Source organism: Streptomyces sp. NPDC002793 (assembly GCF_040295485.1).
GTDB lineage: Bacteria > Actinomycetota > Actinomycetes > Streptomycetales > Streptomycetaceae > Streptomyces.
Genome location: NZ_JBEOVL010000027.1, coordinates 41,842 through 58,034 on the forward strand (window position 1 = coordinate 41,842; position 16,193 = coordinate 58,034).

Annotated in this window: 17 protein-coding genes; 7 read left to right on the plus strand and 10 right to left on the minus strand. The window is 71.4% G+C overall.

Features of this window, described 5'->3' with window-relative positions:
* Window positions 1-169: 169 nt before the first annotated feature.
* Entirely contained in the window at window positions 170-1,081 is a 912-nt protein-coding gene (locus ABT001_RS24195) for an adenosine kinase (RefSeq protein WP_351281115.1), read from the plus strand.
* 95 nt (window positions 1,082-1,176) lie between these two features.
* Entirely contained in the window at window positions 1,177-2,109 is a 933-nt protein-coding gene (locus ABT001_RS24200; RefSeq protein ID WP_502967516.1) for an endo alpha-1,4 polygalactosaminidase, read from the plus strand.
* A gap of 30 nt (window positions 2,110-2,139) precedes the next feature.
* Here ABT001_RS24200 and ABT001_RS24205 read toward each other — a convergent pair whose 3' ends face one another.
* Window positions 2,140-4,125: a heavy metal translocating P-type ATPase gene (locus ABT001_RS24205; protein ID WP_351281120.1), complete on the minus strand. Its 1,986-nt coding sequence runs from the start codon at window positions 4,123-4,125 to the stop codon at window positions 2,140-2,142.
* Between the two features lie 96 nt (window positions 4,126-4,221).
* Here ABT001_RS24205 and ABT001_RS24210 point away from each other — a divergent pair, with 96 nt between their 5' ends.
* The gene (locus ABT001_RS24210; RefSeq protein ID WP_351281123.1) at window positions 4,222-4,662 is read left to right on the plus strand and encodes an ArsR/SmtB family transcription factor; all 441 of its coding nucleotides are present in this window, start codon (window positions 4,222-4,224) and stop codon (window positions 4,660-4,662) included.
* Complete coding sequence (locus ABT001_RS24215; protein ID WP_351281125.1) at window positions 4,659-5,666, plus strand: MsnO8 family LLM class oxidoreductase; 1,008 nt, start codon at window positions 4,659-4,661, stop codon at window positions 5,664-5,666. The genes ABT001_RS24210 and ABT001_RS24215 overlap by 4 nt, the downstream gene beginning before the upstream one ends.
* Before the next feature lie 3 nt (window positions 5,667-5,669).
* Here ABT001_RS24215 and ABT001_RS24220 read toward each other — a convergent pair whose 3' ends face one another.
* From ABT001_RS24220 to ABT001_RS24235, 4 genes are all read right to left on the minus strand, one after another.
* Window positions 5,670-6,059: a DUF2267 domain-containing protein gene (locus tag ABT001_RS24220; RefSeq protein WP_351281261.1), complete on the minus strand. Its 390-nt coding sequence runs from the start codon at window positions 6,057-6,059 to the stop codon at window positions 5,670-5,672.
* A 167-nt stretch (window positions 6,060-6,226) separates the two neighbouring features.
* Window positions 6,227-6,418, minus strand: coding sequence for a DUF6381 family protein (locus tag ABT001_RS24225; protein ID WP_351281127.1), 192 nt, complete (start codon window positions 6,416-6,418; stop codon window positions 6,227-6,229).
* A gap of 112 nt (window positions 6,419-6,530) precedes the next feature.
* A complete protein-coding gene (locus ABT001_RS24230) occupies window positions 6,531-7,151 on the minus strand; it encodes an L-threonylcarbamoyladenylate synthase (RefSeq protein WP_351281129.1) in 621 nt (206 codons plus the stop codon).
* 144 nt (window positions 7,152-7,295) lie between these two features.
* The gene (locus ABT001_RS24235; protein WP_351281132.1) at window positions 7,296-8,657 is read right to left on the minus strand and encodes an FAD-dependent oxidoreductase; all 1,362 of its coding nucleotides are present in this window, start codon (window positions 8,655-8,657) and stop codon (window positions 7,296-7,298) included.
* A 323-nt stretch (window positions 8,658-8,980) separates the two neighbouring features.
* On the opposite strand from ABT001_RS24235, the gene ABT001_RS24240 reads away from it, so the two are divergent.
* On the plus strand, window positions 8,981-9,424 hold the full coding sequence (locus ABT001_RS24240; protein ID WP_351281135.1) for a nitroreductase family deazaflavin-dependent oxidoreductase: 444 nt from the start codon (window positions 8,981-8,983) through the stop codon (window positions 9,422-9,424).
* A 22-nt stretch (window positions 9,425-9,446) separates the two neighbouring features.
* Here ABT001_RS24240 and ABT001_RS24245 read toward each other — a convergent pair whose 3' ends face one another.
* From ABT001_RS24245 to ABT001_RS24255, 3 genes are all read right to left on the minus strand, one after another.
* Window positions 9,447-10,391 (minus strand): DUF6807 domain-containing protein, encoded by a 945-nt coding sequence (locus ABT001_RS24245; protein WP_351281137.1) that lies wholly within the window; start codon window positions 10,389-10,391, stop codon window positions 9,447-9,449.
* Window positions 10,388-11,548 carry a Gfo/Idh/MocA family protein gene (locus ABT001_RS24250; protein ID WP_351281140.1) on the minus strand — a complete coding sequence of 387 codons (1,161 nt, stop codon included), beginning with the start codon at window positions 11,546-11,548 and terminating at the stop codon, window positions 10,388-10,390. Before ABT001_RS24250 ends, ABT001_RS24245 begins: the two co-directional genes overlap by 4 nt.
* 108 nt (window positions 11,549-11,656) lie before the next feature.
* Entirely contained in the window at window positions 11,657-12,631 is a 975-nt protein-coding gene (locus ABT001_RS24255) for an acetylxylan esterase (protein ID WP_351281142.1), read from the minus strand.
* A 130-nt stretch (window positions 12,632-12,761) separates the two neighbouring features.
* On the opposite strand from ABT001_RS24255, the gene ABT001_RS24260 reads away from it, so the two are divergent.
* A complete protein-coding gene (locus ABT001_RS24260; RefSeq protein WP_351281144.1) occupies window positions 12,762-13,037 on the plus strand; it encodes a DUF2087 domain-containing protein in 276 nt (91 codons plus the stop codon).
* 102 nt (window positions 13,038-13,139) lie between these two features.
* On the opposite strand, the gene ABT001_RS24265 is transcribed toward ABT001_RS24260, so the two are convergent.
* Complete coding sequence (locus ABT001_RS24265) at window positions 13,140-13,964, minus strand: aldo/keto reductase (protein WP_351281146.1); 825 nt, start codon at window positions 13,962-13,964, stop codon at window positions 13,140-13,142.
* 272 nt (window positions 13,965-14,236) lie between these two features.
* Here ABT001_RS24265 and ABT001_RS24270 point away from each other — a divergent pair, with 272 nt between their 5' ends.
* Window positions 14,237-15,538 carry an alpha/beta fold hydrolase gene (locus ABT001_RS24270; RefSeq protein ID WP_351281149.1) on the plus strand — a complete coding sequence of 434 codons (1,302 nt, stop codon included), beginning with the start codon at window positions 14,237-14,239 and terminating at the stop codon, window positions 15,536-15,538.
* A 64-nt stretch (window positions 15,539-15,602) separates the two neighbouring features.
* Here ABT001_RS24270 and ABT001_RS24275 read toward each other — a convergent pair whose 3' ends face one another.
* Entirely contained in the window at window positions 15,603-16,175 is a 573-nt protein-coding gene (locus ABT001_RS24275; RefSeq protein ID WP_351281152.1) for a rhodanese-like domain-containing protein, read from the minus strand.
* Window positions 16,176-16,193: the final 18 nt, after the last annotated feature.

The window sequence follows — 16,193 nt, forward strand, 5'->3', positions numbered from 1 at the left end:
TTGTCCCCGTTGTCCCGACGTCTGGTTTGCGCAAGGATATGTAAGATCTTGCGGAGGCTGCCTGCCGGCTCCGTGTGCCACCGCCTGAGGGCGGCCGGACGCACCGGTCCGTCCGGCCGGGAACGACGACACGCGACCCGTCCCCGAACCGAGAGGCACGACCCCACACATGCGCGAGCAGACCGACGTCCTCGTCCTGGGCGGCGCGGGCGTGGACACCGTCGTCCATGTCCCCGAGCTGCCGCTCCCCTTCGCCGACAGCTACATGATCCGGCCGGGCATCGAGAGCCGCGCGGGACAGAGCGGGGACTTCGTCGCGCTCGGGCTGCACGCCCTCGGCCTGCGTACCCACCACCTCGACATGATCGGCGACGACCACGAAGGGGACCTGGTCCGCGCCCTCCACCGGGAGCGGGGCATTCCGTTCACCGAGGCGCTCTCCCCGAACGGAACGAAGCGCGCGGTGAACCTCGTCGGACCGGACGGGCGGCGGCTGTCGCTGTACGACACGACGCGCTCGCGCGACGCGGACCGCTTCGACGAGCGGACGGTCCGCGAGCTCGCCGGCGCCACCCGTCACGCCCACGTCGTCATCACGCATCCGTGTGCCTCCGCCATGCCTCTCCTCCACGATTCGGGTGTGACCGTCTCCACCGATCTGCACGACTGGGACGGCGCCGACAGCTATCACGAAGCGTTCGCGCTCCAGGCGGACGTGGTGTTCCTGTCGACCACCGCGCTGGCCGACCCGGAGCGCACCATGCGGGACATCGCCGCCCGGGGACGGGCCCGTGCTGTCGTCGCGACCGCGGGTGCCGACGGGTCGTACCTGCTGCACGACGGCGAGCTGACCCACACACCCGCGGTCACCCCGCCCGCTCCGGTGGTCGACTCCAACGGCGCCGGAGACGCCTTCGCGGCGGGCTTCCTGCTGGGCCGGCTGAACGGCGAGCACCCTCGGCGCTGCGCCCTGTACGGGACGGTGGCCGGCGCCCACGCCTGCACCGTGCCGTCGACGCGCACCGACGCCATCGGCCGGGAGGAACTCCTCGCCCGGGTCGCCGAGGTGGAGAGGGGATGAAGCGGCGATCACGCAGACGCCCCCGGGCGGTGCGCCTGGCGAGGAGGCAGACCGTGCATGCCCCGGCGGTCCGTCCCCGTAGGCGGTCACGGAGGATGGGCAGGTCCTCTTCCGGATCCCTGACACCTGGAGTACGTGTGGCCCCCCGCATCCTTCCCTCGTCCTTCCGCCGCAGGCGTGCGGTGGCCCGTGTGGCGACGGGCCTGGCCGCAGTCCTCGGAGCGGTCGCGCTGGTGAGCTGCGGCGCGGGGGGCGGGACGACCCCGGAGGCCGGCCCGGCGCGGCCTGCCGAGGCCGCCGATGTGCTCCTGCCGACGGCCGGCATGGGCTTCGACTACCAGATCGGCGGCGGCTACACGCCGCCCGCCGGGGTGCGGGCGGTGTCCCGGGACCGCGAGGACGAGCCGGCCCCCGGTCTGTACAACGTCTGTTACGTCAACGCCTTCCAGACGCAGCCCGGCGCGCTGCAGTGGTGGCAGGACACCCATCCCGAGCTCCTCCTGCGTGACGGCGACGGAAAGCTGGTCATCGACGAGGGTTGGGACGAGGTCCTTCTGGACACCTCGACGGCCGCCCGGCGCGCCCAGCTCGCGGAGATCGTCGGGGACTGGATCGACGGCTGCGCGGAGAGCGGCTTCCAGGCCGTGGAGCCGGACAACCTCGACTCCTTCGAACGCTCGAACGGCAAGCTGACGAAGGAGCACAATGCCGCCTTCGCCGAGGCACTGGCGGCGCGGGCGCACAGCGAGGGCCTTGCGATCGGGCAGAAGAACACCACCGACCTGCTCGGCCGGCACGACGCCATCGGCTTCGACTTCGCGGTGACGGAGGAGTGCGCCCAGTTCGACGAGTGCGACGCGTACGCCGACGCGTACGACGACCGTGTCCTCGCGATCGAGTACGAGGGTGAAGGCGATGTGGGCTTCGACGAGAGCTGTTCGGCCTGGGGTGACAGGATCTCCCTCGTCCTGCGCGACCTCGACGTCCTCCCCGCGGGCGAGAGCGGGCACGTGTTCCGGACCTGCTGACGCACGCGGGTCGCACAGTGCGGCGAGGCGTCAGCCGATTCCGGCGGACGCGCGGCGCCAGGCCGATTCGCGCAGCAGCCGGAGGCCGTTGAGGCCCACGATGACGGTGGAGCCTTCGTGCCCCAGAACGCCCAGTGGGAGCGGCAGATGGCCGACGAGGTCCCAGATGACCAGGGCGGAGATGAACACGCCGGCGATCGTCAGGTTCTGCACGACCAGTCGGCGGGTCGCCCGCGACAGGGCCACCACCGCGGGCACGGTGGCCAGTTCGTCGCGGATGATGACGGCGTCAGCCGTCTCCAGCGCCAGGTCGGATCCGGCGCGTCCCATCGCGATGCCGACGTGCGCGGCGGCGAGCGCGGGCGCGTCGTTCACGCCGTCACCCACCACCAGCACCTTGCGTCCTGCCCGCTCCTGTTCGCGGACGGCGGCCGCCTTGTCCTGGGGGAGGAGCCCCGCCCGGACGTCGGTGATGCCCGCCTCGGTGGCCAGGAGCGCGGCGGCGCGAGGGTTGTCGCCCGTCAGGAGCATGGGGGAGCCGCCGGTCAGCCGTGTCAGTGAGGCGACGGTCGCCGCGGCGTCGCGCCGGATGCGGTCGGCGACCCCCAGGACGCCGACGGGCTGTCCGTCGCGCAGGACGAGCACCGCGGTGCGTCCGGTCTCCTCCAGCTCGGCGGACACGGAGGCGGCCTTCGCCGCGGCCGGTGACGCGGTGTCGTGCGGCAGCCGGGCGGGGGAGCCGGCGGAGATCCGGTGGCCGTCGACGAGGGCGGTGACGCCCGTGCCGGGCGCCGAGGTGAACTCCGAGGCCGGGGACAGCACCAGCCCTCGTTCCCGCGCGGCGTTCACGACGGAGCGGGCCAGTGGGTGTTCGCTGGGGTGCTCGGCGGCGGCGGCCAGGGCCAGCAGCGTGTCCTCGGTCAGTTCCGACCCGGGCAGGGGGTAAATCCCGGTGACCCGGGGCGTGCCCTCGGTGAGGGTGCCGGTCTTGTCCAGCGCCACCGCGTCGGTCCGGCCGAGGCGCTCCATGACGACGGCGGACTTGACGAGTACGCCGTGGCGTCCCGCGTTGGCCATGGCGGAGAGCAGGGGCGGCATGGTCGCCAGAACGACGGCGCACGGCGAGGCCACGATCATGAACGTCATGGCGCGCAGCAGGCTGCCGGTCACGTCCTCGCCGAAGGCGAGGGGGACGAGGAAGACGGCCAGGGTGGCGACCACCATGCCGAGCGAGTAGCGCTGCTCGACCTTCTCGATGAACAGCTGGGTGGGGGCCTTGGTCCGCGAGGCCTCCTCGGTCATCGCCACGATCCGGGCGATCACGGATGCGGAGGCATCCCGCTCGACGGCGACCTTCAGCGTGCCCGTGCCGTTCAGCGTCCCGGCGAACACCTCGTCCCCGGGCTCCTTCGTCATGGGCAGGGGCTCGCCGGTGATGGTGGCCTGGTCGACCTCGCTCGCGCCGTCGAGGACCCGGCCGTCGGCGCCGACGCGCTCACCGGGGCGGATCCGGATGACATCCCCGACCACGAGGTCCCCGGTGGTGACGGTCTCCTCGCCGCCGTCTGCGGTGAGGCGCGAGGCCGTGGTCGGTGCCAGGTCGAGGAGACCGCGGACCGCGTCCTGGGTGCGCGCGGTCGCCAGCGCCTCCAGCGCGCCGGAGGTCGCGAAGATGACGATCAGCAACGCTCCGTCCATCACCTGCCCGATCGAGGCTGCGCCGAGCGCCGCCACGATCATGAGCAGGTCCACGTCCAGGACCTTGTCCCGGAGCTCCCGCAGTCCCGACAGCGCCGGCTCCCAGCCTCCGGCGGCGTACACGAGGGCGTACAGCGGGCCCCATGTCCAGCCGGGGGCACCGGTGAGCTCCAGCGGGAGCGCGAGCAGGAACAGCACCAGAGCCGCGCCCGCCCAGCGGGCCTCGGTCAGTGCGAGGACGCGCGTACGACGCCGGGGGATGCCTCCCGCTCCGGCGGGAGCCGTGTGCGAAGGGCGCGGCAGGACATCAGCGGGCATGGCGGAACGACCCCTCATGGGCGGCGGGAACGGCGACGGACCCACCGTACAGGAATATATGAACAGGTCTTCATGTGTCATCCGTAGAATGGGACCATGGGCCACGGACGCGACGAGCAGAACACCGCCACCACGCGCGAGCGGCTGGACGCCGTCGGGGCGGAGGGCGTCGCCTCGACGCTCCAGGCGCTGGCCACCCCCTCCCGGCTGCGGATCCTGGCGCGCCTCCAGGAGGGCCCCTGTGCGGTCGGTGATCTGGCCGAGGCGGTGGAGATGGAACCGTCCGCCTGTTCCCACCAGCTACGTCTGCTGCGGAACCTCGGGCTGGTCGCGGGCGAGCGCCGGGGGCGATCCATCGTGTACGCCCTGTACGACCATCACGTCGCCGAACTCCTCGATCAGGCGCTCTACCACGTCGAGCACCTGCGCCTCGGGCTGCGTGACGCCCCCGCCGAGATCACCGCGACGGCGGTGCGGCGCGGACCGCACGAAGGCGCGGGGAATCCCGGAGCGCCCGCGGCGTTGAACCAGGCGTGAGCTCTACGATCGCATCGACACGCCTCTCCTTCCTCGACCGTTCCCGCACCCGTGAGGGGTACGACCAACCGCAGGCGCTGCGGGACACCGTCACGCTGGCAGGCACGGTGGAGGAGCTCGGTTACCACCGCTTCTGGGTGTCCGAACACCACAGCGTCCCCGGCGTGGCCGGATCGGCGCCGACGGTGCTGGCCGCCGCCGTGGCGGCCGCGACCTCCACGATCAGGGTGGGGACCGGCGGCGTGATGCTGCCGAACCATCAGCCCTTCGTCGTGGCCGAACAGTTCGGGGTGCTCGCCTCGCTCTTCCCCGGCCGGATCGACATGGGGCTGGGACGCTCGGTCGGCTTCACCGACGGGATCCGCAGGGCCCTGGGCCGGGGCAAGGAGGACGCCGAAGGCTTCGCCGGGCAGCTCGCCGAGCTCCTCGGATGGCTGGACGGCACCCAGCGGGTCCACCCCCAGGTCCATGCCCGTCCCGCGGAGGGCCTTCGCATTCCCCCGTACGTCCTGGCGACCGGCCACGGCGCGGCCATCGCCGCGGCCGCCGGGCTGCCGCTCGTCGTGGGCGATCTCCGCGGCCGCGAGAAGCTGGTGCGGGCGGTCGAGGGGTACCGCAATGGTTTCCGCCCCTCCGTGTGGGCCCGGGAGCCCTATGTCATCGTGGCCGGCACCGTCGCTGTCAGCGGCACGGCGGAGGAGGCGCGACGACTGCTGGTCCCGGAAGCGTGGTCCTCGGCGTACTCGCGGACCCACGGCTCCTTCCCGCCGCTGGCGCCGGCCGAACGGATCGAGTCGCTGCCGATGACCGAGAAGGAGCGGGGTCTGTTCGAGAGCGGGCTGCGTGGACATCTGGCGGGGACCGAGGACGTGGTGGCGGCCGGACTGGAGTCGGTGATCGAGGAGACCGGTGCGGACGAGGTGCTGGTCACCACGAGCACGTACGACCGTGAGGCGCTGGTGGACTCGATGCGGCGTCTCGCGCGGCTGGCGGGTCTGGGCTGAGCGTCAGCCGCCGACGGGATGCCCGAACAGCAGGTCGTACCCCGGAGGCAGTTGCAGCAGCAGGCGCTGGAGCAGTTCCTCGCCCGAGGCGTCGGCCACCACACTGAGCACGGCACCGGTGTCCCAGGCCGCGGTCTGCTCGTTCGCGCCCTCGATCCAGGCGGACACCGCGCGCACGAACCGTTCGGAGCTGAGTGGTTCGGCGGCCTGCAGAGGATTCAGGAGAACGAGCGCGAACGTCTCGGGCAGCCGGGCGGCCAGCTCGTTGCGCTCCTCACCGACCAGGTGCGCCCCCAGCAGCGCCAGCACCACGCGTGAAGCCCGCTCCGCCTCCAGGGCCGACGGATACTCCCCGCGCTCCTGGACGGCTTCGAGGAACGCCTGCCATCTCATGTACGTCACCGGGATCCCCTTTGCGGAGAGCGGGACGGGAATGGAGGAGCCTCTGCCCCGTCCTCCGCACCGTCACCGCACGTCACCTCAGTTCCGGATTAACACGCCGTCCCGGTGAGGGCAAGTGCCGCCCCGGCCCGCAGCCCCGGAGCCGCGGCGACGGCCGGCTACTCCATGGGGTAGATGTCCCCGCTCGCCATCCCGCTGACCTGCACGCTCTGCGATTCGAGCCGTTGGGCCTCGTCCTGGAGACGACGGCGTTCCGCAGGGTCGGTGGCCTTCTCGGCGGCCTTCTCCAGATCCTCGGCCCGGCCGCGCATCCGCCGGAGGCTGTCCCGTACGTCCTCTGACTCGCTCATGATCACTCCCTGGCACCGGTCGGAGCGGACCCCTCCACCGAACCAGGCACCGGGGGGTGCGCGCATCTCGGCGGGGTGGCCGGAAGTGTGGAGTGACCGTGCGGGCCGTGTGCTACTCGAACCTGGTCACGTCGCCGGCTCCGCGCCGTACGATCTCCAGCTCGCCGCCGGAGAAGTCGATGACGGTGGTCGGTTCGGTGCCGCAGTCACCGGAGTCGAGCACCACGTCCACGACGTGGTCGAGGCGCTCCTTGATCTCCCAGCCCTGCGTCAGCGGCTCCTCCTCGTCCGGCAGGAGCAGAGTGCTGGACAGGAGCGGCTCACCGAGCTCGGCCAGAAGCGCCTGCGTGACGGTGTGGTCCGGGATGCGGACGCCGACCGTCTTCTTCTTGGGGTGCAGCAACTGCCTGGGTACCTCTTTGGTGGCGGGGAGGATGAAGGTGTAACTCCCGGGCGTCGCCGCCTTGATCGCGCGGAACACGTCGTTGTCGACCTGGACGAACTGGCCGAGCTGCGCGAAGTTCTGGCACACTAGGGTGAAGTGGTGCCGGTCGTCGAGGTTCCGGATCGACCGGATGCGGTCGATCCCGTCACGGCTGCCCAACTGGCATCCGAGGGCGTAACAGGAATCGGTCGGATACGCGACGAGGGCCCCGGAACGGATGCTCTCGGCCACGCCGGTGATGGTGCGTCGCTGGGGGTTCTCGGGGTGCACATCGAAGTACTTGGCCATTCGGCGAGTCTACGGCCTCGGGACGTCCCCGTTCCGTTTGTGCCGAGCCCGCCGGATCCGGCCAGGACGCCTCCGGCGGCACCGCGCCCCTGGATCCTCCGTCGACGGAGACTCCAGGGGCGCGGGTGTCACTCCCTGCGGCTGTCAGGCGCCGGACGCGTCCAGCATGGCCGTGCGCTCCACGACCTTGACACGCTCACGGCCCTGCTCGGCACCGAGCGCCTGCTCGTGGGCGTCCAGCCGGTGCCAGCCTTCCTTGGTGGTGTACCGGATACCGCGCTGCTCCAGGAAGTCCACGACCGCGTCGGGGCCCGGCTGGGCGGGGTCGGGCAGCCGGCCGGCCGCGTGGTCCTCCAGCAGGCAGGCCACGGTTTCGTTGGCGTCGCCCTTGGTGTGTCCGATCAGGCCGATCGGACCGCGCTTGATCCACCCGGTGACGTACACCGAGGGCATCGGCTCGTCGCCTGCCAGTACGCGGCCGGCCGCGTGCGGCACGGTGCCGGAGACCACGTCGAAGGGCAGCTTCGGGAGCTCCTCCGAGTAGTAGCCGACCGCGCGGTAGACGCTCTGCACGTCCCAGTCCGTGTGGCTGCCCGTGCCCTTGACGTTGCCCGTGCCGTCCAGCTCCATGCGCTCCGTGCGCAGGGCCACGACACGGCCGTCCTCGCCGACGACCTCGACCGGGGACTCGAAGAAGTGCAGGAACAGCTTGTGCGGGCGGTCGCCCACGTCACGGATCGCCCAGTTCTCCAGCGTGGAGGCGACCATGTTGGCCTGCTTGTTCTCCCGCCGGGTGGCGATCGATCCCTCGTCGTAGTCGATGTCCTCGGGGTTGACGATGACCTCGATGTTCGGCGAGTGGTCCAGCTCGCGCAGCTCCATGGGGCTGAACTTGGCCTGGGCCGGCCCGCGCCGCCCGAACACGTGCACCTCGAGTGCCTTGTTCGCCTTGAGCCCGTCGTAGACGTTCGGGGGGATCTCGGTCGGGAGCAGCTCGTCCGCCGTCTTGGCCAGGATGCGCGCCACGTCCAGGGCCACGTTGCCGACGCCGAGCACGGCGACCTTCTCCGCCTCCAGGGGCCAGGTGCGCGGCACCTCGGGGTGACCGTCGTACCAGGCGACGAATTCGGCCGCGCCGTAGGAGCCGTCGAGCTCGATGCCGGGTATGTCGAGGGCGCGGTCGGCGTCGGCGCCGGTGGAGAAGATCACCGCGTCGTAGAAGGACCGCAGGTCGTCCAGGCCGATGTCGTTGGGGTAGTCGACGTTGCCGAACAGCCGCAGCTGCGGCTTGTCCAGGACCTGGTGCAGCGCCTTGACGATGCCCTTGATCCGCGGGTGGTCCGGAGCCACCCCGTACCGGATCAGGCCGAAGGGGGCGGGCATGCGCTCGAACAGGTCGATCGATACGCCCGGCTCCTGGGCGGCCTCGGACTTGAGAAGCGCGTCCGCTGCGTAGATTCCGGCGGGACCGGCTCCGACGATGGCGACGCGGACGGGGCGTGTCATGGAGTGATGTTCCTTAGGGCGGACGAGCGCGGGCAGAGTGCAGCGGGTAAGGCTTGGCTTACTCCGCTGCCCCCACGGTACGGCCTGTGCGCGTGAGCCCTGGGAGCGGGGCGAGGGGATATTCCGGAAATAAAGGGACGCATGATGCTGAAGGGGTTCGGTTTCTGTGAGCGGATTCCTGTTCGAGCCGTCTCATCGAAGTCCAGTGAGTGAGACGCCGTGCGGCGGGCAGGCTGTACGGCGGTGTCCCTGCGTGCTCGCTCATCCCGAGCGGGCCATGATGGGGCACACGACCGCAGCACTCCGACGAGAGGACATGTGTCATGCCGATCGAGGGCGAGTACGAGCCGAGCCCGACGACGTGGGTCCGTGAGCAGGTCGAGCTCATCGAGAGCTCCGGCGGGACTCAGGGAACGACCATGCGTGGCATGCCCGTCATCCTCCTGACGACGCGAGGTGCCAAGAGCGGCAAGCTCCGCAAGACCCCGCTCATGCGGGTCGAGCACGACGGGGAGTACGCCGTGGTGGCCTCCCTCGGCGGCGCTCCGAAGCACCCCGTCTGGTACTACAACGTGCTGGCCGACCCCGCGGTGGAGCTGCGGGACGGGCCCGTGGTCCAGGACATGGTCGCCCGCGAGATCACGGGTGAGGAGAAGGCCCTGTGGTGGGGGCGAGCCGTCGAGGCCTTCCCCGACTACGCGGACTACCAGACCAAGACCGACCGGGAGATCCCGGTCTTCCTCCTCTCCCCGGCGGAGAAGAGCTGAGCGGTCCGGCAATGCCGGGGCGCTACTCCTGGAACACACCCCAGGAGAGCGCCCCGACCTCCGACGTGATCCGGTCGCGGTCCCAGGTCCCGTCGGCCACCAGCACCCGGTAGCGGCGGGCCAGGGTCGCTCCCGGATTCAGTACCAGCTCCTCGTGGAAGGCGAACGACGGAGCCACGGCCGCGAACGGTGAGCTGCGCACGAACCAGTGCGCCGGATGCGCACCGCCCGCGCCGGTGTGGTCGTTCTCGGGGGAGTGGACGAAGACGAGCGTCGCGTGACCGTCGGCCTCGTCGTGCTCACCGCTGTACGCGAGCCACGGAGACTGCCGGCCCATCATCTCCGGGCCCTCGGCGTCCGGGGCGGTGATCCGGCCGTCCCGGAAGCACCGAGGTCCCCGCCAGAACAGTCCTGTGTACCCCGCGTCCGGCCGGCCGTGCGTCGTCGGGCTGCCGAACCGCAACGGTTCCTCGCGCCGGTTGGTGACCGCGGACGACCAGGTCAGCGCCCAGCTGCCGCTCCTCGTGCCGATGTCGTGCACCTCGATACGGCGCGTCTCCTCGGCCCATGGCTCCCCGCCGCGCGGATGCCAGGTCAGGCGCTCCGTGAAGTGGGCCCCGCCGTCGTGCACGGCCACCTCGTCGAAACCGGCGTGCGCCATGGAGCCGACGCGCTCCGGCAGGGCGAGATACCCCTCGCCGTGCACGTAGCTGTTGCCGCCCCACAGATTCGCGCCCGACAGGTGCGAGGCGGTCATCTGCAGCCCCTTGTGCCAGCGGTGGTCGTTGGGCCGGTACCCGGTCACGACCTGTCCGGACAGGGTGCGCAGGGGGTGGATGTACGGCTTCGGGGCCTCCCACGCGTCCTCGGCCCGGTAGACGTACCGCAGCAACTCCACCCCGCTGCCCGTCGCTACGACGGAGAGATGGTCGCCGTGCCGGTGGACGAGTTCCACCGCCCGGGTCATGCAGGCACCTCCGCGGGCCGTGCCGGGTGCTCCGGTGCCCAGCCGGGAGCGTTGCCGTGCAGCGCGCCGTAGTACGGATCGCCCGGCCCGATCTCGCCCGCCCGCACGGTGCCCCCGGTGAAGGCCGCCTTGTAGAGCGCGGCGACGAGTTCGAGGCTCTTGCGGCCGTCCGCGCCACTGCTCCGCGGCCTGCGCCCGTCCCTCAGGTCCTCCAGCAGACCCTTGAGCTGCGCCTCGTGCGAGCTGGGCGCATCGGGCCCGAAGTCGCGCCAGGCATCCGTCTCCTCGGATGTGGCTCCGGGGGCCGGAGTGATCCGCCAGTCCGCGTTGCGATGACCGTACAGATGGGTGAGCTCGACCGTCGCCCGCTCGCAGTCGATCCGGATCCGGCTGACCTCGTCCGGGCTGAGCACACTGTTCACGACGGTGGCCATCGCACCGTTCTCGAAACGGATCAGTGCGGTGGAGACGTCCTCGGTCTCCACGTCGTGCACCAGCCGCCCCGCCATCGCGCGGATCTCCGCCCACGGTCCCAGCAGATCGAGCAGCAGGTCCATCTGGTGGATGCCGTGCCCCATCGAGGGCCCGCCGCCCTCGCTGCTCCAACTTCCGCGCCAGGGTGCGGAATAGTAAGCCTCGTCCCGGTACCAGGTGGTCTGGCAGTGAGCCACCAGAGGCCGGCCCATGGTTCCTCCGGCGAGCAGCTCCCGGACGTGCCGGGAGCCCGAACCGAAGCGGTGCTGGAACACGATCGCCGCGTACGGGCCTCCGTCCACGCCCTCGGCCGCCTCGATCGCGTCGAAGTCCCGCAGCGACGGACAGGGCGGCTTCTCGCACCACACCCAGGCCCCGGCGCGCAGCGCGGCCACGGTCTGGTCGCGGTGGAACCGGGGCGGGGTGGCGAGGGTGACCAGGTCCGGGCGCTGCTCGGAGAGCATCCGGTCGAGATCGGTGTACGGGTGCGCGATGCCGGCATCGGTGCAGAACGCCTCGGCCGAGGCCGTGTCGACGTCGACGGCGGCGACTATCTCCAGCGGCTGCCCGGCGGCGAGTGCGGTCAGCGCGGGCAGATGGCTGCCACGCGCGATCGCACCCGTGCCGACGATCGCGACCCGCACCGGCTTCCGGTGCGAGGGATTGCTGGTCGTGACGAACACCCCTTCGGACGGGATGGGGGCGCCTACTGGACAGCAAGCGCTTTCTCACCGGGAAACCTAGGCTCCGCCCTCGAGGCGGGTCAAGGGGGTCCGCGCCGCGGACGTCCCTCAGCCCTTCAGCAGCCGCGGCAGCCAGGTGAGCTGCTTCGCATGCTGGAACGGGCCGCCGCCCTCGTGGTCGTTGAAGTCGTAGACCTCGATCTCCTTGTCGGCGTGGGCGTAGGCGTTGTACGCGGCGAACACCGTGGACGGCGGGCAGGTCAGGTCCTCCATGGCGACGGAGAACAGGGCGGGTGCCCGTCCCCGCGCGGCGAAGTGGACGCCGTCGAAGTAGGTGAGCGTCCTGTCGATCTGGGCGGCCCTGCCCCGGTGCGTCTTGAGGTAGTCGCCGATCTCGCGGTACGGCTTGCGGTCGGTCATGCGGGTGGCCCGGGGGAAGTCGCAGAGGAACGGCACGTCCGGCAGGACGGCCGCCAGGTCGGGCACCAGCCCGGCGGCCGCGAGGGCGAGGCCGCCGCCTTGGCTCGCGCCGACCACGGCGGTGCGCGAGGCGTCGGCCAGGGGGTGCGAGCGGGCCGCCTCCACCGCGCGCACGGCGTCCGTGATCACCCGGCGGTAGTAGTAGGTGGCCGGGTCCTCGATGCCCTGGGTCATGAATCCGGCGAGCGAGGGACCGGAGCCCACGGGGTCGGGTGTGGCGCCCGGGGCCCAGCCGCTGCCCTGGCCCCGGGTGTCCATCACGAAGTGGGCCAGGCCTGCCGAGGCCCAGAGCAGGTGGGTGTGGGGCAGGTTCCGACCACCGCCGTACCCGATGAACTCCACAGCGACGGGGAGGGGTTCGGTGGTTCCCGCCGGTATGACGAACCAGCCCTTGACGGGATGGCCGCCGAAGCCCGCGAACGTCACGTCGTACACGTCGACCGTGACGAGGCCGAGGCCGGTGCGCAGCTCGAATCGGGCGTCCAGGTCGTGGGTCCGGGCTTCGTCGAGCGTGCCCGACCAGAACGCGTCGAAGTCCTCGGGTTCCACCGACCGGCTGCGGTAGGCGTGCAGTTCATCGAGGGGAAGATCGAACAGGGCCATGCGGGACCGCCTTGTGTCGCCGGGGTGAATGAATGGTCACACCGTACGACGGTCGGCCCGAAGGTCAACATGTGCGCGTATCGCGGGAAAAGGCGTTGCCGCTCCGGTCCGCACCTGCGAGCCTTCCGGGATGTCTGATACGCAACCCCGCGGCGCGCACCAGGTGGCCGCACTCTTCTCGGGCGGGCGCCTGACGGCGATCCCCCGGAAACCGGCGCGTCGCGAGCAGTTGCTCGCGCACCTCGCGGACACGCTTTTCGAGCGCGACCGTGCCTACACGGAGCGCGAGGTCAACGACGCGCTGCGCACCGTGCACGAGGACTGCTCGGCCCTGCGCCGCTATCTCGTGGTCGCCGGCCTGCTCGAGCGGCCCCGTGACGGAAGCAGTTACCGGCGCGTGCGGTAGCGGGAGGAGCGGTGTCACCGAGTCCGGCGTCCGACCGGGCAGGCGCGTCGCGCCTGCCCTGATGGGCTCGGCCGTGGTCGGCGAACGGCCTTGCGGTACGGGTCAGTTGAGGGTGTCGGGGTCAGGGCCCGTGCGCATGCCGCGGTCCAGGCCCGCGATCGCGTCCATGTCGGCTGCCGAGAGCTCGAAGTCGAACACGTCGATGTTCTGCCGGATGCGAGCGGGCGTGACCGACTTCGGGATCACGACGTTGCCGAGCTGGAGGTGCCAGCGCAGGACCACCTGGGCCGGAGTCTTGCCGTGGCGTCCGGCCAGCGACACGAGCACCTCGTCGTCCAGCAGGGCGCCCTGTGCCAGCGGGCTCCAGGCCTCGGTGGCGATGCCGAACTCCGCGTGCACGGCGCGCAGCTCGCTCTGCTGGAGCCCGGGGTGCAGTTCGATCTGGTTGACGGCAGGGACGAGGGAACTCTCCTCCCGCAGGCGGCGGAGGTGTGCCGGCTGGAAGTTGGAGACGCCCGCGGCCCGGATCCGGCCGTCGGCGAGCAGCTTCTCCAGGGCGCGCCAGGTGTCGGCGTAGAGGTCGCGGGCGGGGGTGGGCCAGTGGATGAGGTAGAGGTCCACATGGTCGAGGCCGAGCTTGGCCAGGCTCGCGTCGAAGGCGGCGAGAGTGGCGTCGTACCCCTGGTCCGCGTTCCAGAGCTTCGTCGTGACGAACAGCTCTTCGCGGGCGATTCCCGATTCGGCCAGCGCGCGGCCCACGCCCGCCTCGTTGCCGTAGACGGCGGCGGTGTCGATGGAGCGGTAGCCCGCCTCCAGTGCGCCGTTGACCGCTGCGGTGGTCTCGTCGTCGGGTACCTGGAAGACGCCGAATCCGAGCTGCGGAATCGTGACGCCGTTGTTGAGCTCGACGGTGGGGACGGTGGACATGGTGATGCCTCTCGTGACGTCGGACCGAGCGGTGTCAGGCCGAGCGGTGTCGGGCGCGAACGCTGTACATCGGCCCGCGTGCAATGGTTACTGGCGTAGGCAATAATTGCATACGCGGGTTAATGGTGCGTGCTGGTGAAGCGGCGCGCCGCGTCCCTGGCCGCCACGAGTGCACGGTAGGAGCCGCCGGAGCGGGGCGCACACGGGCCGGGGCCGACCGGGTCACAGCGATGTGCTGAACTGTCCGGGAAACACCGGATACAGGAGTTCCCTTGAACAGTTACCGTCAGCCCGGCGTCATCTTCACCGACCGGCGGTTCACCGTCCCGCTCGACCACGACGATCCCGGCGGGGAGACGATCGAGATCTTCGGCCGCGAGGCCGTGGCGAGCGGAAGGGTCGCGGAGGACCTGCCGTGGCTGGTCTACCTCGAAGGCGGCCCCGGCTTCGGTGCCCGACGCTTCCTCGGCGCGGAGGCCTGGCTGGGGCGGGCGGTGCGGGAGTTCCGCGTGCTGCTCCTGGACCAGCGCGGCACGGGCGCGTCGACTCCGGCCAACCGGCAGACCCTGCCGATGCGCGGTGGCGCTCGCGAGCAGGCCGACTACCTCGCGCACTTCCGTTCCGACAGCATCGTCCGTGACTGCGAACTGATCCGTCCCCGGCTCACCGGCGGCGCGCCCTGGACCGTCCTGGGGCAGTCCTTCGGCGGGTTCTGCGCCGTCCGCTATCTGTCGGCCGCCCCCGAGGGTCTCGCGGCCGTCCTGATCACCGGGGGCCTGCCCTCGCTGGACGCGCACGCCGACGACGTCTACCGGGCCGCCTATCCGCGTATCGAGCGAAAGGTGGCGGCGCACTACGCGCGTTACCCGCAGGATGTCGCACGGGCCCGCGCGATCGCCGCGTACCTCGCCGAGCACCGCCCGGACAGTGCCGGGCACACCCTGACGCCCGAGGGATTCCAGTCCCTCGGCATCATGCTGGGCGGCGGCAACGGCAGCCACCAGCTGCACTACCTCCTGGAGAACGCGTTCGTCGAAGGCCCGCACGGCCCTGAGCTGTCCGACGCCTTCCAGGAGGCCGTGCGCACCTCGACCTCATTCGCGGGCCACCCGCTGTACGCCCTCCTCCACGAGGCGATCTACGGCCAGGACGCCCGCCCCACCGACTGGGCGGCCGAACGGGTCCGGGCGGCGTTCCCGCAGTTCGACGCCTCCGCCGCACTGGCGGGCGACGGCCCCGTGCTCTTCACCGGCGAGAGCATCCATCCCTGGCACTTCGACGTCGACCCCGCGCTGCGCCCCCTGCGCGAGACGGCGGAACTGCTCGCGACCCGTACCGACTGGCCCGTCCTGTACGATGCCGAGCGGCTCGCGGTCAACGAGGTGCCGGTGGCCGCGGCCGTATACCACGACGACATGTACGTGGACACCGGCCACGCGCTGCGCACCGCGTCCGTGATCCGGGGCCTGCGCACGTGGGTGACCAGCGAGTACGAGCACGACGGTCTGCGTGCGGGCGGCTCCCACGTGCTGGACCGGCTGCTCGCCCTCGTACGGGGCGAGAGCGACCGCTGAGGGCTTGACCGGATCGGGCCCGGCCCCCTGATCCGGCGCGATCCGGTCACCTCGCGGCACGCGTTCACCCCTGGAGGGCGTCCAGTGTGGCGTCCAGGCCGGCCGCCGACCGCGGCGCGCGGTTGTACGGGAGCTTCGCGAGTGCGGCCGCCATGCCGCAGGTGTTGCTCACCGCGGAGTAGACGAGGCCGGCGCCTATGCCGGCCGACAGCCATCGCGCCGCCGGGAAGCGGCGGCCCGCCACCAGGCCGGCCACGACCAGCGAACCGGCGGCGAGGCGTACCTGGCGTTCCATCGGCCAGGTCGCCCGTGCGCCCACCGGACGGTCCAGGCCGTGGCCGTCGCCCTCCCACGCGGAGGTCCCGCCGGTCAGGGCGGCCGCGTCGATGTCGGCGTCGGCGAGGATCTCGCACGCCCTGGTGGACCGCACGCCGGAGGCGCACACCACCAGCAGGGAGCCGCGGGCGGAGGCCGACTTCAGAGCCGGCACCGCGTCGGCGAGCCGGTCGAGCGGAACGTTCAGCGCGCCGGGCACGTGGCCGGAGGCGTATTCGCCGGGCGCCCGCACATCGATGACGGTGAACTCCTCGAGCCGGGCCGCGGCCTCGGAGGGGGAGAGGAAGGCGGGGCTGATCACGAGCGGGGTTCCTTTCGG